This is a genomic window from Aeromicrobium sp., from assembly GCF_047606445.1.
GTDB lineage: Bacteria > Actinomycetota > Actinomycetes > Propionibacteriales > Nocardioidaceae > Aeromicrobium.
The window spans coordinates 1-17,246 of record NZ_JASGEK010000075.1 but is presented as its reverse complement, the minus strand read 5'-3'; the positions used below and the strand labels follow the sequence as shown (position 1 = coordinate 17,246).

21 protein-coding genes and 1 tRNA gene are annotated in these 17,246 nt (G+C 71.3%); 7 read left to right on the top strand and 15 right to left on the bottom strand.

Features of this window, described 5'->3' with window-relative positions; translation table 11 throughout:
- Positions 1-2 precede the first annotated feature (2 nt).
- The 14 genes from QM621_RS13740 to QM621_RS13675 all read right to left on the bottom strand — a co-directional run bounded on the left by QM621_RS13740 (position 3) and on the right by QM621_RS13675 (position 14,167).
- Positions 3-833 (bottom strand): ABC transporter permease, encoded by an 831-nt coding sequence (locus QM621_RS13740; RefSeq protein ID WP_414990954.1) that lies wholly within the window; start codon positions 831-833, stop codon positions 3-5.
- Positions 830-1,684: an MlaE family ABC transporter permease gene (locus QM621_RS13735; protein WP_414990953.1), complete on the bottom strand. Its 855-nt coding sequence runs from the start codon at positions 1,682-1,684 to the stop codon at positions 830-832. Before QM621_RS13735 ends, QM621_RS13740 begins: the two co-directional genes overlap by 4 nt.
- Before the next feature lie 127 nt (positions 1,685-1,811).
- Positions 1,812-2,654, bottom strand: a complete 843-nt coding sequence (prmC, locus tag QM621_RS13730; protein ID WP_414990952.1) for a peptide chain release factor N(5)-glutamine methyltransferase — start codon at positions 2,652-2,654, stop codon at positions 1,812-1,814.
- Positions 2,651-3,721, bottom strand: a complete 1,071-nt coding sequence (gene prfA / locus QM621_RS13725; protein ID WP_414990951.1) for a peptide chain release factor 1 — start codon at positions 3,719-3,721, stop codon at positions 2,651-2,653. Before prfA ends, prmC begins: the two co-directional genes overlap by 4 nt.
- Before the next feature lie 87 nt (positions 3,722-3,808).
- On the bottom strand, positions 3,809-4,018 hold the full coding sequence (rpmE, locus tag QM621_RS13720) for a 50S ribosomal protein L31 (RefSeq protein ID WP_414990950.1): 210 nt from the start codon (positions 4,016-4,018) through the stop codon (positions 3,809-3,811).
- A gap of 105 nt (positions 4,019-4,123) precedes the next feature.
- Positions 4,124-4,606 (bottom strand): glutathione peroxidase, encoded by a 483-nt coding sequence (locus QM621_RS13715; RefSeq protein ID WP_414990949.1) that lies wholly within the window; start codon positions 4,604-4,606, stop codon positions 4,124-4,126.
- Positions 4,607-4,718: 112 nt separating this feature from the next.
- The gene (gene rho / locus QM621_RS13710) at positions 4,719-6,476 is read right to left on the bottom strand and encodes a transcription termination factor Rho (protein ID WP_414990948.1); all 1,758 of its coding nucleotides are present in this window, start codon (positions 6,474-6,476) and stop codon (positions 4,719-4,721) included.
- A 115-nt stretch (positions 6,477-6,591) separates the two neighbouring features.
- Positions 6,592-7,470: a homoserine kinase gene (gene thrB, locus QM621_RS13705; protein ID WP_414990947.1), complete on the bottom strand. Its 879-nt coding sequence runs from the start codon at positions 7,468-7,470 to the stop codon at positions 6,592-6,594.
- A complete protein-coding gene (thrC, locus tag QM621_RS13700) occupies positions 7,467-8,531 on the bottom strand; it encodes a threonine synthase (protein WP_414990946.1) in 1,065 nt (354 codons plus the stop codon). The genes thrB and thrC overlap by 4 nt, the downstream gene beginning before the upstream one ends.
- Complete coding sequence (locus QM621_RS13695) at positions 8,531-9,844, bottom strand: homoserine dehydrogenase (RefSeq protein ID WP_414990945.1); 1,314 nt, start codon at positions 9,842-9,844, stop codon at positions 8,531-8,533. Before QM621_RS13695 ends, thrC begins: the two co-directional genes overlap by 1 nt.
- A gap of 154 nt (positions 9,845-9,998) precedes the next feature.
- Positions 9,999-10,547, bottom strand: a complete 549-nt coding sequence (locus tag QM621_RS13690; protein ID WP_414990944.1) for a Uma2 family endonuclease — start codon at positions 10,545-10,547, stop codon at positions 9,999-10,001.
- A gap of 137 nt (positions 10,548-10,684) precedes the next feature.
- Positions 10,685-12,079, bottom strand: coding sequence for a diaminopimelate decarboxylase (gene lysA, locus QM621_RS13685; protein ID WP_414990943.1), 1,395 nt, complete (start codon positions 12,077-12,079; stop codon positions 10,685-10,687).
- A gap of 18 nt (positions 12,080-12,097) precedes the next feature.
- Positions 12,098-13,762, bottom strand: coding sequence for an arginine--tRNA ligase (gene argS, locus QM621_RS13680; protein WP_414990942.1), 1,665 nt, complete (start codon positions 13,760-13,762; stop codon positions 12,098-12,100).
- 9 nt (positions 13,763-13,771) lie between these two features.
- Positions 13,772-14,167 (bottom strand): response regulator, encoded by a 396-nt coding sequence (locus QM621_RS13675; protein WP_414990941.1) that lies wholly within the window; start codon positions 14,165-14,167, stop codon positions 13,772-13,774.
- A gap of 72 nt (positions 14,168-14,239) precedes the next feature.
- Between QM621_RS13675 and QM621_RS13670 the strand changes: the two genes are divergently transcribed.
- The 4 genes from QM621_RS13670 to QM621_RS13655 all read left to right on the top strand — a co-directional run bounded on the left by QM621_RS13670 (position 14,240) and on the right by QM621_RS13655 (position 15,436).
- Positions 14,240-14,311, top strand: a tRNA-Arg gene (locus tag QM621_RS13670).
- A gap of 320 nt (positions 14,312-14,631) precedes the next feature.
- Complete coding sequence (locus QM621_RS13665; protein WP_414990940.1) at positions 14,632-14,961, top strand: ArsR/SmtB family transcription factor; 330 nt, start codon at positions 14,632-14,634, stop codon at positions 14,959-14,961.
- On the top strand, positions 14,958-15,275 hold the full coding sequence (locus QM621_RS13660) for an SRPBCC domain-containing protein (protein ID WP_414990939.1): 318 nt from the start codon (positions 14,958-14,960) through the stop codon (positions 15,273-15,275). Before QM621_RS13665 ends, QM621_RS13660 begins: the two co-directional genes overlap by 4 nt.
- Complete coding sequence (locus QM621_RS13655; protein WP_414990938.1) at positions 15,194-15,436, top strand: SRPBCC domain-containing protein; 243 nt, start codon at positions 15,194-15,196, stop codon at positions 15,434-15,436. The genes QM621_RS13660 and QM621_RS13655 overlap by 82 nt, the downstream gene beginning before the upstream one ends.
- A gap of 146 nt (positions 15,437-15,582) precedes the next feature.
- Here the strand turns inward: QM621_RS13655 and QM621_RS13650 are convergent, their stop codons facing one another.
- Entirely contained in the window at positions 15,583-15,768 is a 186-nt protein-coding gene (locus QM621_RS13650; protein ID WP_414990937.1) for a hypothetical protein, read from the bottom strand.
- Between QM621_RS13650 and QM621_RS13645 the strand changes: the two genes are divergently transcribed.
- The 3 genes from QM621_RS13645 to QM621_RS13635 form a co-directional block, all read left to right on the top strand.
- Positions 15,767-16,363 carry a hypothetical protein gene (locus QM621_RS13645; protein WP_414990936.1) on the top strand — a complete coding sequence of 199 codons (597 nt, stop codon included), beginning with the start codon at positions 15,767-15,769 and terminating at the stop codon, positions 16,361-16,363. The two genes, QM621_RS13650 and QM621_RS13645, sit on opposite strands and share 2 nt — an antisense overlap.
- A 62-nt stretch (positions 16,364-16,425) precedes the next feature.
- Entirely contained in the window at positions 16,426-16,881 is a 456-nt protein-coding gene (gene rnhA / locus QM621_RS13640) for a ribonuclease HI (RefSeq protein WP_414990935.1), read from the top strand.
- 147 nt (positions 16,882-17,028) lie between these two features.
- Positions 17,029-17,246: 2-oxoglutarate dehydrogenase E1 subunit family protein (locus QM621_RS13635; protein WP_414990934.1), on the top strand; the 218-nt coding region annotated here is incomplete at its 3' end.

Here is a 17,246-nt window from a genome sequence, read left to right as displayed (position 1 = left end):
TGTCACCCCGAAATCCGGACGCCGGGGTCGCTGCCCCAGAAAACCAAGGTCATGATCATGTTGAGCACGACGACCGTCACGATGCTGGCACGGATCGCCTTGCCCGTCGCCTCGCCGACGCCCTCCGCGCCGCCGGAGGCCATGAAGCCGTACCAGCAGTGGATGATCGCCACGACGACCGAGAAGATCACGATCTTCACCACCGACAGAACCACGTCGGAGACGGCCATGAACGTGCCGAAGTAGTGCTCGTAGGTGCCCGGCGGCTGGCCGAACAGCATCGTGACCGCCGCCTGCGAGGCGAGGTAGGAGCCGGCCAGGCCGATCATGTACAGCGGCAGGATGGCCATCATGGTGGCGATCACCCGGGTGGTGACCAGGTAGGGGATGGCAGGGACCGCCATGACGCTGAGCGCGTCGATCTCCTCGCTGGTGCGCATCGAGCCGAGCTGCGCGGTGTAGCGGCAGCCGACCTGCGCGGCGAGCGCGAGGGCGGCGACCAGCGGGGCCAGCTCACGGGTGTTGACCACCGCCGAGACGAAGCCGGTCAGCGGCGCCAGGCCGATGGTCTCCAGTCCGTTGAAGCCCTCGATGCCGAGCGAGCTGCCGGCCGCGAGGGCCAGCAGCACCATGACGCCGATCGTGCCGCCGCCGACGAGGATCGCGCCGGTGCCCCAACTGATGTCGAGCAGGATGCGGAAGGTCTCGGCGCGATAGTTGCGGATCGTTCCCGGCACCGCCGCGAACGTGCGTAGCACGAACGTGGTGAAGGTGCCGAGCGAGGCGAGCTTGTCGTGGCCGCTGTCGAGCACGGCCTGCGCGCGCCCGCTCATGCGATCCTCGTCGGAACGAGCATGACGTACCCCTGGGTGATGGCGACGTTGACCACCGACAAGACGATGACGGCGATCACGACGCATTGGTTGACCGCGTCGGCCACGCCCTTCGGCCCGCCCTTGGCGTTGAGGCCCTTGTGCGCGGCGACGATGGTGGCGAGGAAGCCGAACAGCACCGCTTTGCCCTCGGCGAGCAGCAGGTCGGTCGGCTGGGCGAAGGAGACGAAGGACTGCAGGTAGGCGCCGGAGCTGACCAGCCCGCCGCCGACGTTGAGGATGTAGCCGGTCATCATCGCGGTGACCGCGACGACGATGTTGAGCACGAAGCCGACGACCATCGCGGCGGCGACGCGCGGGGCGACGATGCGCTGGACCGGGTTGAGGCCCATGACCTTCATCGCGTCGACCTCCTCGCGGACGGTCTGGGCGCCGAGCTGGGCGCAGATGGCCGAGCCGACCGCGCCGGCCATGAGCAGCGAGGTGACCAGCGGGGCCGCCTGGCGCAGGATGCCGATGCCGTTGACCGCGCCGGTGAAGCTCACCGCGCCGATCTGCTGGGCGACCGCGCCGACCTGGACGGCGATGATGATGCCGAACGGGATGGCCACGAGCACCGTGGGCAGGAAGGCCACCCGGGTCATGAACCAGCACTGGTCGAAGAACTCACGCCAGGAGAACTTGCGGCCGATGATGTCGGTCGAGAGGAACCGCAGCGAGCCCACGGCGAGGATCGCCATCGCACCGAAGGTGTCGACCCCATCGAGGAATTTGCCCCGCATCGACGAGCCGAAGCCGCCCATCCGCGAGGCGAGACTCCGTTTCGGAGCCCCCTCTGCTTGCATCGTCATGCGACCTCATTCATCTTCACGCCGAGTTCGGGCAACGTCACCGTAACGTGTTCGGTGACGCAGTTCACAACGAGCCTAGGATGGTTGAGTCACGGCCTCACGTCAAATCGTTCCCGCGGAACCACGCTCAGGGTCGGCGCGCCGTGACGAAACGCGGCCGGCCCGCCAGGTCGGGGTGGTCGCGGACCTCGCTCCACCGGGGCGCGAACACCTGCGGCGCCGACTCCCCCTGGGCGTCGGCGTGCTCGGCGGCCACGACGCCGCCGGGACGCAGCAGACGCCAGGCCGCCTGCTCGACCACGCGCATCGCGTCGAGGCCGTCCTCGCCCGACCACAACGCGAGCGCGGGGTCGTGGTCACGGGCCTCCGGGGCGACGCTCTCCCACGCGCCGAGCGGGATGTAGGGCGGGTTCGCGACCACCGCGTCGACGGTGCCGTCGAGGTCGGCGAAGGCGTCGGCCATGTCGCCCTGGCGCAGGTCGACGCCCGCCTCGTCGAGGTTGCGCAGCGCCCAGGCGTGCGCCTTCTCGTCCAGCTCGACGGCGTGGACGCGGGCGCGCGGGACCTCGTGGACGACGCTGAGGCTGATCGCTCCGGAGCCGGCGCACAGCTCGACCACGACCGGCGCGTCGTCGCCCTTGACCTGGTCGATGACCCAGCCGGTCATCACCTCGGTCTCCGGACGCGGGACGAACACCCCGGGCCCGACCTCGACGTCGACGTGGCGGAAGGAGGCGACGCCGGTGATGTGCTGCAACGGCACCCGGCGGGCGCGGGCGGCGATCATCTCCAGATAGACCGCGCGCTGCGGCTGCTGCACCGGCGCACGGCGCACCAGGGCGCGCGGCGTGCCCGTGACGTGGCTGAGCAACAGCTCGGCGTCGACCTCGGGCGAGGGGACGCCCGCCGCGCTCAGCGTCTCGACGGCCTCGGCGATCAGCCGCTCGGCCTGGGTCCGCACGCCGCTCACCGGCCGCTCACCTGTCCTGCGGCGGCCAGCCGTTCGGCGAGGTCGGCCTCGGTCAGCGAGGCGATCACGTCGTCGAGGGCGCCGTCCATGACCGCGTCGAGGTTGTAGGCCTTGAAGCCGGTGCGGTGGTCGGAGATCCGGTTCTCCGGGAAGTTGTAGGTGCGGACCCGCTCGGACCGGTCCACCGTGCGCACCTGGGAGCGGCGCGCGTCGGACGCCTCGGCGTCGGCCTCGGCCTGGGCGGCCTCCAGCAGCCGGGCGCGCAGGATGCGCAACGCCTGCTCCTTGTTCTGCAGCTGGCTCTTCTCGTTCTGACAGCTGACCACGATGCCCGTCGGCGCATGGGTGATCCGCACCGCCGAGTCGGTCGTGTTGACGCTCTGCCCGCCCGGACCGGAGGAGCGGAAGACGTCGATCCGCAGGTCGCCCTCGTGGATCTGGACGTCGACCTCCTCGGCCTCGGGCAGCACCAGCACCCCCGCGGCCGAGGTGTGCACGCGCCCTTGCGACTCGGTGACCGGGACGCGCTGGACGCGGTGCACGCCTCCCTCGAATTTGAGCGTCGCGTAGGGCGCCTCGTCGGGGTCGGCCGCACGGCCCGCCTTGACCGCGGCGGTGACCGACTTGTAGCCGCCGAGCGCGGTCTCGGCGGCGTCGAGGATCTCGACCTTCCAGCCGCGCCGCTCGGCGAAGCGCAGGTACATGCGCAGCAGGTCGCCGGCGAACAGCGCCGCCTCGTCGCCGCCCTCGCCGCCCTTGACCTCGAGGATGACGTCCTTGCCGTCGGCGGGGTCGCGCGGGGCGAGCAGCCGTTGCAGCCGCTCGGTCAGCTCGGCCAGGCGCGGCTCCAGCTCGGCGGCCTCCTCGGCCAGCTCCAGCTCGCGGGCCGCCTCCAGGTCGTCCGTGGCCTCCCGCCACGCCTGGTGGGCCTTCACGATCCCGGTCAGCTCGGCGTAGCGCTGGCCGACCCGTTTGGCGCGCGACGGGTCGGCGTGGACGGCGGGGTCGGCGAGCTGGCGCTCCAGGTCGGCGTGCTCGGCGAGCAGGGCGGTGACGGCCTCGAACATGGGACTCCTTCGGCGGCGGGCGGAGGCGGAGAGACGACGACGCCGACCCCTCCCCTGGCAGGGAGGCGGCCGGCGTCGTGGGCGTCGCTACTTCCTCTTGCCGTAGCGCTTCTCGAACCGGGCGACACGTCCGCCGGTGTCGAGGATCTTCTGCTTGCCCGTGTAGAAGGGGTGGCAGGCCGAGCACACGTCGGCGCGGATGACGCCGTCCTCGGAAGTGCTGCGCGTCGTGAAGCTGTTGCCGCAGGTGCAGGTGACCTGGGTCTCCACGTAGGTGGGGTGGATGTCGCTCTTCATGGTGTCCTCTCGATGATCTGGGTCGCGTCGCCGGTGCGCCGCGTGAACCAGAACCGGCGCCCTAGTCTGCCAGGCGGCTCCGGCGAACCCACATCGGGTCGGCGATCAGGCGGCGAGTTGCGCCTCGATGTCGGCGGCGATGGCCTCGGGCTCGACGTTGGAGCCGTAGCGCTTGACGACCTGGCCGTCGCGGCCGACGAGGAACTTGGTGAAGTTCCACTTGACCGCGCCGCCGAGCAGGCCCTTCTTCTCGGACTTGAGCCACTGGTACAGCGGGTGCGCGTCAGAGCCGTTGACGTCGACGACGCTGAACATCGGGAAGGTCACGCCGTAGTTGCGCTCGCAGAAGGTCGCGGTCTCCTCGTCGTCGCCCGGGTTCTGGTGCATGAACTGGTCGCAGGGGAAGCCGAGGACGACGAGGCCCTGGTCGACGTAGGTCTTGTACAGCTCCTCCAGACCGGCGAGCTGAGGGGTGAAGCCGCACTTCGTGGCGGTGTTGACGACGAGCAGCACCCGCCCCCGGTAGTCGGCGAGCGCCCGCTCGGCCCCGTCGATGGCCGTGGCGGTGAAGTCGAAGGCAGTGGTCATGGGCTCACCCTACGCGTTTTGACTCGCCCCTTTCCCAGATTTGCGCCAAGTTCAACCGTTTCCCGTGGAGGATTCGGTTGAACGCGGCGCAAATCTGGGAAGGACGGGAGGCTCAGCGGGAGGCGGCGGCCTTCGCGCGGAGGTCCGCGGCCTGCTGCTGCTCCTCGGCCGACAGCAGGAGGTCGTCGCGGCGGGCGGCCGAGGCGAGCACGTCGATCGCCGGGAAGGCGCGCTGGGCGGCGGCCGCGCCGTCGAGCCGGACCTGCGAGGTCGCGACGCCCGTCAGCTCGGCCAGGATCAGGTCGTCGAGCGCCGAGCCGCTCTCGGTCAGCGCCGTGGCGAACACGGTCAGCGAGCCGCCGTCCTCCAGGTCGCGGCCCGCGCCGAGCACGCGCGCGGGCGTGGCCAGCGCCGACACGTCGACGCTGTCGAGCGAGACCCGGCCCTGGTGCGCCGACGCCTGGTGGGCGGCGCGGCCCAGACGGGTGAGCCCGTCGACCAGCACCACGACGTCGTGGCCCAGCTCGACGAGGCGCTTGGCCCGCTCGACGGCCAGCTCGGCCACCGTGCGGTGGTCGCCGACGGGACGGTCGAAGGACGACGCGACGACCTCGCCCTTGACGGTGCGCTGGAACTCGGTGACCTCCTCCGGACGGCTGTCGATCAGCACGATCATGAGGTGGCACTCGGGGGCGCCGGCGGCGATCGCGGCGGCGGTCTCGCGCAGCAGCGTGGTGGCGCCGGAGGCCGGCGGGGCGACGATCAGGCCGCGCTGGCCCTTGCCGACCGGGGCGACGAGGTCGAGCAGGCGCCCGGTCTCGGTCCCGGCGGCGGACAGACGGATCCGCTCGCTCGCGAACACCGGCGTCAGCTCGTCGTAGGCCGGACGCTGCTTGGCCTCCTCCAAGGTCATGCCGTTGACCGAGTCGACCCGGACCATCGGGTTGAACTTCTCCTTGCGCTCGCCCTCGCGCGGCTGGCGCACCTGGCCGACGACGGCGTCGCCGTGGCGCAGCCCCCACTTGCGGACCATCGACAGCGACACGTAGACGTCGTTCTCGCTCGGCAGATAGCCGGTGGTGCGGACGAAGGCGTAGTTGTCGAGGATGTCGACGATGCCGGCGGCGGGCACCAGCACGTCGTCCTCGGCCACCTGCAGGTCGTCGCCGCGCGCACGGCCGCGGCCGCGGCGGTTGCGGCGGCGGCCGTTCGGGTCGTCGTCGCCCTGCCCCTGCCCCTGCTGGTTGTTCTGAGCGTTCTGAGCGTTCTGGTTGTTCTGGCCGCCCTGGTTGTTCTGGCCCTTGTCCTGCTGGCCGCCCTGCTGCTTGCCGGACTGGTTCTGGCCCTGGCCGCCCTGCTGCTGGGGCTTCTTCTCGCCCTGCTGCTCGGCGGGCTTGTCCTTGCCCTCGGACTTCTGGCCGTCGGCCTTGGCGGCCTGGTTCTTCTGGCCGCGCTGACGCTGGCCCTTTGGCTTGCCGCCCTCGGACTTCTGCTGCGGCGCGTCGTTCTTCGGCTCGGTCCGCACCGGCTCGGCCGGCGCCTCGGCGACCGGGAGCGCCTCCTGGCCCTCGACCTGCTCGGCGGGCCGGTCGGCCTTCGTCGCCGCCTTCTTCTTCGGCGCGGCGGCCTTCGGCTCGGCCGGGGCCTCGCCGCGCGCGGCCTTGATGGCGTCGATCAGCGCGCCCTTGCGCATCGAGCTCACGCCCTCGATGCCGAGCTCGTTCGCGATCTCCTGCAGTTCGGCGATCACCTTGCCGCCCAGGCCGCCGCCGCGCTTGCGGGCGGGACGCGCCGGAGCGGACTCAGCGCTCTCGACGGTCGCGGACGTGGACTCGGTCGACTCGGGCTGAGTCGTGGTGCTGTCAGTCACAGATATTCCCTTGCAGGCGGTGGTCTCGCCACATCCGCGCGACGGCGGTCAGAGTGAGCGCTCCCGACGGAGGGCTCGTGGCGGGCCGGGGGGAGTGTCTCGACTCCGGCGTCGGTCAGCCTAACAGAACCGTCGCGCCGCGCTCGGCGACGTCGAGCCGGTGGCGCGCCCAGCCGTCGGGCGTCGCCTCGTCGATCCCCTGCGCGAAGGCCAGCACCGTCGGCCCGGCGCCGGAGATGACGGCGGGGACGCCCTCGACCCGCAGATTGCGGACGAGGCGGTAGGAGTCGGGCATCGCGGCGGCGCGGTACGGCTGGTGCAGCCGGTCCTCGGTCGCCGAGATGAGCCGGTGCGGGGCGTGCAGCAGCGCGGCGACCAGCAGCGCGGCGCGGCCGGTGTTGAACACCGCGTCGCCGTGCGGGACGGTCTCGGGCAGCAGCCCGCGCGCCTGTTCGGTGGAGACCGCCGTCGGCGGCACGAACACCGTCACCGGGACCTGGCAGTCGAGCCGCTGCGTCGCGGCGGCCGCGCCGTCGACCCAGGAGATGGTCAGGCCGCCGAACAGCGCGGGCGCGACGTTGTCGGGGTGGCCCTCGAGGTCGGTGGCGAGCTGGAACAGCGCGAGGTCGTCGAGACGGTCCTCGCCGCCGACGAGCGCGCGCGCCGCGACGATCCCGCCGACGATGGCCGCCGCGCTCGACCCGAGGCCGCGGCCGTGCGGGACGACGTTGCGGCAGGCCAGCCGCAGTCCGGCCGGCCGCTCGCCCAGCAGGTCGAAGGCGGCCAGCATCGAACGGACCACGAGGTGCGTCTCGTCCAGCGGCACCTGGCCCTGCCCCTCGCCCAGCACCTCGATCGACAGGCCCGCGCCGGTCGCCTCCACCGTGATCTCGTCGTGGAAGTCGAGCGCGAGGCCGAGCGCGTCGAAGCCGGGACCGAGGTTCGCGCTCGTCGCCGGGACGCGGACCGTGACCGGGCCGCTGCGGACGGTCATCGCAGGCCCGCCGCGTCGGCGGCCGCGTCGATGTCGTTGTCCACGACGAGCTCGGTCAGCCCGCCGAGATGCGACAACGGCGTGTCGATGTCCTTGAGGCCGTGGCCGGTGACCGTGACCGTGATGGTCAGGCCGGGTTCGACCTCGCCCGCACGCGCCTTCGCCAGCAGGCCGGCGACGCCGGTGGCCGAGCCGGGCTCGACGAAGACGCCCTCGTTCGCGCCGAGGTCGCGCTGGGCGGCCAGGATCTGCTCGTCGGCGACCATGTCGATGAGACCGCCGGACTCGTCGCGGGCGTTCTCGGCGAGCGTCCACGAGGCGGGGTTGCCGATGCGGATCGCAGTCGCGACCGTCTCGGGCTCGGGCACGATATGCCCCCGCACGATGGGCGCGGCTCCCTCGGCCTGGAAGCCCCACATGCGCGGGCGGCTCGCGGCGATCCCGGCGTCGGCGTACTCGACGAAGCCCTTCCAGTACGCGGTGATGTTGCCCGCGTTGCCGACCGGCAGCACGTGGATGTCAGGAGCCTTGCCGAGCACGTCGACGATCTCGAAGGAGGCGGTCTTCTGGCCCTCGATGCGGTGCGGGTTGACCGAGTTGACCAGCGCGACCGGGTAGTTCTTCGCCAGCCCGCGCGACAGGTCGAGGCAGTCGTCGAAATTGCCCTTGACGCCGATGATGTCGGCGCCGTGCATGACGGCCTGGGCCATCTTGCCCGCCGAGATGCGGCCGTGCGGCACCAAGACGATGGGGGTGAGTCCGGCGTGGGCGGCGTAGGCCGTCATCGACGCCGAGGTGTTGCCGGTGGAGGCGCAGACGACCGCCTTGGCGCCCTCGGCGACCGCTCCGGTGATGGCGGCGGTCATGCCGCGGTCCTTGAACGAGCCGGTCGGGTTCTGGCCCTCGACCTTCACATAGACGTCGCCCTTCACCAAGTCCGACAGCCAGCCCGAGCGGATCAGCGGCGTGCCGCCCTCGCCGAGGGTCACCGCCGTCACGTCGGGCGCGAACGGCATGTGCTCGCGGTACTCGGTCACGACTCCGCGCCATGGCGTGGCCATCAGCTGCCTCCCTCGACGCGCAGCACTGAGGTCACGTCGCGCACGACGTCGAGGCCGCGCAGCACCTCGACCGTGGCGGCCAGCGAGGCGTCCTCGGCCTCGTGGGTCACGATGACGAGCCGGGCGTCCGAGCCCCGGCCGTCTTGACGCATGGTCTGGATGGAGACGCCGAAGCGGGCGAACTCCTGGGCGATGGAGGCCAGCACGCCCGCGCGGTCGTCGACGTCGATGTCCATGTGGTAGCGGGTCAGCGCTCGGCCGACGGGCAGCAGCTCGACGTCGGCGTGCGAGGTCTCGCCCGGGCCCCACACCCCGCCGACGCGGTTGCGGGCGGCCGCGACGAGGTCGCCGAGGACCGCGCTCGCGGTCGGCGCCCCCCCGGCGCCCTGGCCGTAGAACATGAGGTCGCCGGCCGCCTCGGACTCCACGAAGACGGCGTTGTAGGCGCCGCGCACGCTGGCGAGCGGATGCGACTGCGGGACGAGCGCCGGATGCACGCGCGCGCTCACCGCGACGCCGTCGTCGGTCTCGGTCTGCTCGCAGATGGCCAACAGCTTGACGACGCTGCCGGTCTCGGTGGCCGAGCGCACGGCCTCGGCGGTGACCTTCGTGATGCCCTCGCAGTAGACGTCGTCGAGGGTGAGGTTCGTGTGGAAGGCCAGGCCTGCGAGCAGCGCGGCCTTCGCGGCGGCGTCATGGCCCTCGACGTCGGCGGTCGGGTCGGCCTCGGCGTACCCGAGCCGCTGGGCCTCGGCCAGCGCCTCGTCGAAGCTCTGTCCGAGCGTCGTCATCTGGTCGAGGATGTAGTTGGTGGTGCCGTTGACGATGCCCAGCACGCGATGCACGCGGTCGCCGGCCAGCGACTCGCGCAGCGGCCGGACGATGGGGATGGCGCCGGCGACGGCGGCCTCGAAGGAGAGGTCGCGCTCGGCCTTCGCGGCGGCCTCGAACAACTCGGCGCCGCGGGCGGCCAGCAGCGCCTTGTTCGCGGTGACCACCGACGCGCCGTTCTCCAAGGCCGCGCGGACGAGGTCGCCCGCGGGGTCGATCCCGCCCATCACCTCCACGACGAGGTCGAGGTCGCCGCGTCGCACGAGGGCGTCGGCGTCGGTGGTGAAGAGGTCGGCGGGCACTCCGGGCAGGTCGCGCTCGGCGCCTGCGCGGCGCACGGCGATGCCGGCGAGCTCCAGCGGAGCCCCGACACGGCGGGCCAGCTCGTCAGCGTCACGGGTGAGCCGTCGGGCCACCTCCGTGCCGACGACGCCGCAGCCGAGCAGGGCCACCCGGAGAGGACGATCGTGGTGGGCGTTCACCCCGACAGCCTATCGACGCCCCTCCGCGCTCCCCGCCCCACCGCGAGATTTGCTGGGTTATCCACCGAATCCGCCTGCGGAAACAGTGGATAAGCCAGCAAATCTGGAAGGAAGGCGACCCTCAGCAGACGTCGAGCGCGAGGAGGTCGTCGGCTCAGGATGGTCCGGGCTGCCCCAACACGGCTCGCAGATCGACGGCGACCACGCCATGCCGGCCGACCTCGACCCGACCTTCAGGCGTCACCTCGTCGAGTCGGGCCACCGGCTTCCACTCGGTCCCTGAACCGGCCAGGACGTCGAGGCAGTACCCCGAAGGGTCGAGGATCCAGTACTGGCCGACGTCGCCAGCCAGGTACTCCGCCGACTTGCGCACCGTGTCCTCGGTCCGGGTGCTCGGGGAGAGGATCTCCACCACCAGCACCGCGGCATAGTCGACATACGGCCCCTCCGGCTCACGGTCGAGCACCATGATGTCGGGGATGCGCTCCCGGTTGCCGGGCAGACGGATTCCGGCGGCCTCGACGACGAAGAGCGACGGCAGGGCGTCCTCCAGGATCCGAGCGATCCGCAGTGACGACCGCTGATGGTGGTAGCTCGGCGGCGGGTTCACGACGACTTCTCCGTCCACCCACTCCGCACGCGTCGACTCGGGCAGGGCGAGGTAGTCGTCGTACGACATCCGTCGGCGTTCCACCGCGCGCATCGTGACTCCTTGGATGAGTGACACATCGACCGTCCTTCCATTGTGGGGCGTGTGGCCATGGCTGACCACCCACCTTCCCCACGGATGGGAAGATCGGCAAACGGCTTTCCACAGGCGAATCGCGCTGAGACGCTCCGTCAGAGGACGTCGAGGCGGAGCAGGTCGTCGGTGGTCTCGCGGCGCAGGATGAGGCGGGCCTCGCCCTCGCGGACCGCGACGACGGCCGCGCGCGGGACGTGGTTGTAGTTGCTGGCCATCGACCGGCCGTAGGCGCCGGTCGCCGGGACCGCGAGCAGGTCGCCCGGGGCGACGTCGGCGGGCAGGAACTCGTCCTTGACCACGATGTCGCCGGACTCGCAGTGCTTGCCGACGACCCGGCTCAGCACCGCCGGCGCGTCGGACGGCCGCGAGGCGAGGGTCGCGGAGTAGTCGGCGCTGTAGAGGGCCGGACGGATGTTGTCACTCATGCCGCCGTCGACCGCGACGTAGCGCCGCGTGCCGCCGCCGTCGAGCGGGACGTCCTTCGTCGTGCCGACCTCGTACAGCGTGAACGTCGAGGGACCGGCGATGGCGCGGCCCGGTTCGATCGACAGCTCCGGCCGCTCGATGCCCAGCGCGGCGACCTCGTCGTCGACGATCTTGACGATCTCGCGGGCCAGGTCCTCCGGCGTGCGGGGGTCGTCCTGGGTCGTGTAGGCGATGCCGAAGCCGCCGCCGAGGTCGAACTCCGGCAGCGTCGTGCCGAGTTCGGCCTCGATCTCGGCGTGCAGCCGCAGCACCCGCCGCGCCGCGACCTCGAAGCCGTCCGTGACGAAGATCTGCGAGCCGATGTGCGAGTGCAGACCGCGCAAGTCCAGCCCCGGCACGGCGAGGATGCGCCGCACCGCCTCCAGCGCGTCGCCGCCGGAGATGGAGAAGCCGAACTTCTGGTCCTCGTGGGCGGTCGAGATGTACTCGTGGGTGTGCGCCTCGACGCCCGCGGTGACCCGCACCATGACCCGCGCCGTCGCTCCCAACTCGGCGGTCAGGCGGGCGAGCCGGTCGATCTCGTCAAAGGAGTCCACGACGATCTTGCCGAGGCCCAGCTCGATCGCCCGGCGCAGCTCGGCCTCGGACTTGTTGTTGCCGTGCATCGTGATCCGCTCGGGCGGGAAGTCGGCCGCGAGCGCGACGGCCAGCTCGCCGCCGGTGCACACGTCGAGGCTCAGCCCCTCCTCGGCGATCCACCGCGCGGTCGCCACGCACAAGAACGCTTTGCCCGCGTAGTTCACCTCGGCGCCGGCGAAGGCGTCGCGGAAGGAGCGGGCGCGGTGGCGGAAGTCGTCCTCGTCGACCACGTACAGCGGCGTGCCGAACTCCTCGGCCAACTCGGTGACCGTCTCGCCCGCGACCGTCAGCACGCCATCGGCCTTCGCGGTGTTGCGCGACCACAGCAGCGGCACGATCGCGTTGACGTCGTCGGGATGGCGCAGCCACGCCGGACCGCGGTCGCCCGCCTGTCCGTGGAGGGCTCCGGCCTCATGGGATCGCATCGGGGGCTCCTTTGCCTGTCACATACGCTCGGGCGCGCTCACGCCGAGCAGCCCGAGTCCGTTGGCGAACACCTGGCGCGTCGCGGCGATCAGCACGAGGCGGGCGCGATGGGTGTCGGTGACGTCCTCGTCGCCCTGCGGCAGCACGCGGCAGACGTCGTAGAACTTGTGGAAGGCGGACGCGGTGTCCTCCAGGTAGCGGGCCACCCGGTGCGGCTCGCGCAGCTCGGCGGCGCGGGCCACGACGCGCGGGAACTCCGCGAGCGCCCGCAGCAAGTCGCCTTCTTGCGGGGTCGCCAGCAGCGCCGGGTCGAAGGAGTCCGTGTCCACCTCGGCCCCCAGGTCGGCGGCGTTGCGCAGGATCGACGACAGCCGCGCGTGCGCGTACTGCACGTAGTAGACCGGGTTGTCGCTGCTGGCCGAGGCCCACAGGTCGAGGTCGAGGTCGATGTTCGAGTCCGTGGAGTACCGGGCGAGCGCGTACCGGGAGGCGTCGACGCCGATCGCGTCGACCAGGTCCTCCAGCGTGACGACCGTGCCCGCCCGCTTGCTCATGCGCAGCGGCTGGCCGTCGCGCAACAGGTTGACCATCTGGCCGATGAGCAACTCCAGGTTGACGCCCGGCTCGTCGCCGAAGGCCGCGCACATCGCCATCATGCGCGACTTGTAGCCGTGGTGGTCGGCGCCGAGCATGATGAGGCAGCGGTCGAAGCCGCGTCCCCGCTTGTCGAGGTAGTAGGCGAGGTCGCCGGAGATGTAGGCCGGATCGCCGTCGGACTTGATGACGACGCGGTCCTTGTCGTCGCCGTAGTCCGAGGTGCGCAGCCAGCGCGCGCCGTCCTTCTCGTACATCTTGCCGAGCTCGTCGAGCTTGGCGATGGCCCGGTCGACCGCGCCGGAGGCGTGCAGGTCGTTCTCGTGGAAGTAGACGTCGAAGTCGACGCCGAAGTCGTGCAGGCTCGACTTGATCTCGGCGAACATCAACTCGACGCCCTCGGCGCGGAACGCCTCGACGGCCTCGTCGTCGCCCAGGCCCGCCGCGTCGGGGCGCTTCGCGACCACTTCGGCGGCGATGTCGTGGATGTACTGGCCGCCGTAGCCGTCCTCGGGGGCCTCCTGCCCGCGCGCGGACGCCAGCAGCGACCGGGCGAAGCGGTCGATCTGCGCGCCGTGGTCGTTGAAGTAGTACTCGCGGGTGACGTCGGCGCCGACGAACTCCAGCAGCCGTCCGAGCGAGTCGCCGACGGCCGCCCAACGGACGCCGCCGATGTGGATCGGGCCGGTCGGGTTGGCGCTGACGAACTCGAGGTTGACCTTCTGCCCGGCGTAGACGTCGCCGCGGCCGTAGTCGGCTCCGGCGGCGAGCACGTCGAGCGCGAGCGCGCCCTGCGCTCCGGCGGCGACCCGCAGGTTGAGGAAGCCCGGACCGGCGACCTCGGCCGCGTCGATGCCCTCGTGCGCGACGAGTTCGGCGGCCAGGTCGGTCGCGAGGTCGCGCGGCGGTCGGCCCGCCTTCTTGGCGAGCTGCAGCGCGATGTTGGTGGCGTAGTCGCCGTGCTCCTTGACCTTCGGACGCTCCACGAGCACCTGCGTCGGCAGGGCCTCGGGCAGGGTCAGGCGCCCGTCGTCGGCCAGGCGGGCGAGGGCGGACACGATCACGTCGCTGAGCTGCTCGGGAGTCACCGGGCGAGTCTATCGGCGGCGCGCCGCGATCAGGTCGCCCACGGTCGCGACGAGGGCGTCGGGGTCGAAGGGTTTGACGACGTACTCGTCGACGCCCGCCTCCAGGCCGCGCCGCACCGAGGTCGGATGGCCCTGAGTGGTCACCATGACGACGGGCAGGTCGGCGAGCGCCGGGTCGGCCCGGATCGCCTCGACCGTCTCCACGCCGTCCATGCGCGGCATGACGACGTCGACGGTGACGAGGTCGGGCAGCGGCGCGCCGGAGCGCAGCGTCTCCAGCGCGGCAACCCCGTCGACGGCCTCTTCGACGGTGAATCCGGCCAGTTCCAGGTTCATCCGCAGCAGGAAGCGGATCGACGCGGTGTCGTCGACGATCAGCACGCGCGCGCCCTCACCGGTGTCCACGTCCCCACCGTAGGCGGGCGTCCGGTAGGCTCGTCCACCGGAACGCCCGGGCCGCCTCGCGCGGCCCTTGTGGCCCCCGTAGCTCAGGGGATAGAGCACCGCCCTCCGGAGGCGGGAGCGGAGGTTCGAATCCTCCCGGGGGCGCCCGTGAATTTGCTACTGCAGGCGCTCTGGCCAATCCAACCAGTCAGAAACCCGCGCGGATTCGGGAGGAGCGAGTTCTGCGAGCGACGGCTCCTCCCGGGGGCGCCAGTTGATCGAATCAGTCAGCGCTCACACGCACCCAGTCTCAACTTGGTCGCGCGGATTCGGGAGGAAGTCGCTCTGCGACTGACGGAGTCCTCCCGGGGGCACCAGTCGGAACATCAGAAAGCCCGAACCCCAGCCATATGGGTTCGGGCTTTGTCGATTCCCAGGGCCCACCCCGCTTGCGTTCTGCGACGCCGCGAGCAATACTTAGCCTCATGGCTAACCATGAGGGGCTGGACGAGGTATTCGTCGCGCTCGCCGATCCGACGAGGCGAGCCGTGATCGGCCGGCTCGGACAGGGGCCGGCGAGTGTCAGCGAGCTCGCCGAACCCTTCCCCATGGCGCTGCCGTCGTTCATGAAACACGTGCGCTCCTTGGAGTCCTGCGGGCTGATCAGCACCCACAAGTCGGGACGCGTCCGCACCTGCGCGCTCAACCGGGAACGCCTCGACGTCGTCGAAGGTTGGCTCGCCGCCCAACGCCGCGTCTGGGAGCAGCGCACCGACCGCCTCGAAGCCCTCGTCACCGATCAGGAGAGACCATGACCACCCTCGACCCCCGCCGCGACCTCACCCTCCAACGCGTGATCCGCGCTCCCCGATCACGGATCTGGCAGGCCTGGACCGAGCCCTCACTCCTCGAGCGCTGGTGGATCCCCGCCCCGTTGATCACCCGCGTCGACCGCCTCGACGTCCGTCCCGGCGGCGCCTTCGTCTCGACCATGAGCGAGGACGGCGAGACCTTCGTCCCCCACACGTCGACGGGATCTTCCTCGCCGTGGAGCCGGAGCGCCGCCTCGCCTTCACCAACGCCGTCGACAGCTCCTGGCGTCCGGCCACGCCCGAGCCGGTCAGCATGAGCGCCGAGATCACCCTCGGGGACCACCCCGACGGCGTCGACTACCGCGTCGTCGTGCGCCACGGCTCCCCGGCCTCCCGCGACCGGCACGAGGAGCTCGGCTTCTTCGAGGGCTGGGGAACCGTGACCGACGCCCTCGCCGAGATCGCCGAGCACGGCTGACCCGCCGCGGATCGATAAGGTCGGACCTGTCAGGCTGAGGCACGATCCGACGGCGGGAGCACCATGGCTGAGAATGTTGGCGGACAGCCCCCTTCACCGGGTCTCGTCCAACCGCCGCCGCCGTCTCCCTCGGACCGCATCGACGATCACACGCCCCGCAAGCCGGTCCGGCGGCTCCAGCCGCCGGTCGCCGCTCCCCCGACGGCTCCGCTTCCGCTGTTGCCGTCGATGCCCTCGCCGACTCCGCCCCGGTCGCCCCTGCCTCCGCAGCCGACGTCTTCGCCCTCCCCGCCGTCAGGACCGTCCGGCAACGGCCCGCTGATCGCGGTCATGGCGGTGCTGGCCCTCATCGTGGCCGTCGGCGTCGGACTGGCGACCTTCCTCCTGCTCGACGACGACCAGCGGCGAGAGGTCGCCGAGGAGGACCGCTCCTCTCAGAGCGACGACTCCGATCACTCGACACCGGAGCGAGACGAGGAGGACGAGGACCAAGCGGACGACGAGGACGACGAGGACGACGAGCCTGTCAACCCCGAGGCCGAGGCGCTCGCCGAGCTCCAGGAGATCGCCGACGACGACGCGGCGCGCGCCGAGGCACTTTCGGAGAACTCCTGGACCGCGCAACTCGCCTCCAGCGCGCCCACGGACTCGCCGGTCGCAGTGCTCGACGGCTATCACCGGCTGGTCGAGGAGTTCCCCGACGCGATCCTCGTGTGGAGCGGCGACTGGCCCGGCAGCTACCCCGTCACCGGAACATCGTGGGTGGTGCTGAGCGGCGACCAGTTCGACACCACCGCGCCGGTGCTCGCATGGTGCGACATGGTGGGACGCGACGACACCCAGTGCTGGGCCAAACGCCTGAGCCTCTATGGCGACGACGCCGACATCAACACCGACCGCTACCCGCCCGACGACCGCAACAACTGAGGCCGGTCGTCGCGGCGCTCGCCGTCTGCTCGGCCCCGGCCTGGGCCGATACAGTGACCGACGTGTCGAATCCCTCTGACGAACGCGTGACCATCCACACCGACGGGGCCTGCCTGGGCAATCCAGGCCCGGGCGGCTGGGGGGCGGTGCTGCGCGCCGGGGAGCACGTCAAGGAGCTGTACGGCGGCGAGCCCGACACCACCAACAACCGCATGGAGCTGCTGGCCGCGATCCGCGCCTTGGAGGCGTTGAAACGCCCCGCCGCGGTCGACCTGCACACCGACAGCAGCTATGTGCGCCAGGGCATCACCTCGTGGATCACGAAGTGGAAGGCCAACGGCTGGCGGACCGCCGCCAAGCAGCCGGTCAAGAACGCCGACCTGTGGCGGCGGCTCGACGAGGCCGCCGTCCGCCACGACGTCAGCTGGCACTGGGTCAAAGGCCACGCCGGCGACCCCGGCAACGAACGTGCCGACGAACTGGCCGGGCGCGGCGCCCGCGAGGCGCGAGACGGCTGAAATCCACCGCCGCGACGGTGGCCGGACCGTTCCTTCTAACAGCTTCCTCTCAGGCCTCGATCCCGTCGTAACCCATCGCCGACGGCGCGTTACGCTGTCCAACGATCCCCCGTATTCACCGCGCTATCGGAAGAGGCGATCTGGGCCGTGGCCGAGTCCCCTACTGCATCGAACTCCCCCTCACAGGCGCCGGACTTCGGCACCAATCAATGGCTCGTGGAGGAGATGTACGACCGCTACACGGCCGACCCCTCCTCGGTCGACGCGACCTGGGCGGACTTCTTCGCCCGACGCGGCGCCCCGCAGGGCGGCGGCAACGGCGTCGCGGCCGCCGCTCCCGCCCCTGAGGCCGCCGCCCCGACCCC

What these genes read in the sequence shown, in the direction of transcription:
- QM621_RS13740 (WP_414990954.1), bottom strand. Translation starts at nt 833, where the DNA reads ATGAGCGGGCGCGCGCAGGCCGTGCTCGACAGCGGCCACGACAAGCTC.
- QM621_RS13690 (WP_414990944.1), bottom strand. Translation starts at nt 10,547, where the DNA reads ATGCGCGCGGTGGAACGCCGACGGATGTCGTACGACGACTACCTCGCC.
- QM621_RS13735 (WP_414990953.1), bottom strand. Translation starts at nt 1,684, where the DNA reads ATGACGATGCAAGCAGAGGGGGCTCCGAAACGGAGTCTCGCCTCGCGG.
- QM621_RS13660 (WP_414990939.1), top strand. Translation starts at nt 14,958, where the DNA reads ATGACCACCCTCGACCCCCGCCGCGACCTCACCCTCCAACGCGTGATC.
- thrB (WP_414990947.1), bottom strand. Translation starts at nt 7,470, where the DNA reads ATGACCGTCCGCAGCGGCCCGGTCACGGTCCGCGTCCCGGCGACGAGC.
- QM621_RS13715 (WP_414990949.1), bottom strand. Translation starts at nt 4,606, where the DNA reads ATGACCACTGCCTTCGACTTCACCGCCACGGCCATCGACGGGGCCGAG.
- QM621_RS13650 (WP_414990937.1), bottom strand. Translation starts at nt 15,768, where the DNA reads ATGACCGCGATCAGCGGGCCGTTGCCGGACGGTCCTGACGGCGGGGAG.
- lysA (WP_414990943.1), bottom strand. Translation starts at nt 12,079, where the DNA reads ATGCGATCCCATGAGGCCGGAGCCCTCCACGGACAGGCGGGCGACCGC.
- QM621_RS13665 (WP_414990940.1), top strand. Translation starts at nt 14,632, where the DNA reads ATGGCTAACCATGAGGGGCTGGACGAGGTATTCGTCGCGCTCGCCGAT.
- thrC (WP_414990946.1), bottom strand. Translation starts at nt 8,531, where the DNA reads ATGGCCACGCCATGGCGCGGAGTCGTGACCGAGTACCGCGAGCACATG.
- rpmE (WP_414990950.1), bottom strand. Translation starts at nt 4,018, where the DNA reads ATGAAGAGCGACATCCACCCCACCTACGTGGAGACCCAGGTCACCTGC.
- prfA (WP_414990951.1), bottom strand. Translation starts at nt 3,721, where the DNA reads ATGTTCGAGGCCGTCACCGCCCTGCTCGCCGAGCACGCCGACCTGGAG.
- QM621_RS13645 (WP_414990936.1), top strand. Translation starts at nt 15,767, where the DNA reads ATGGCGGTGCTGGCCCTCATCGTGGCCGTCGGCGTCGGACTGGCGACC.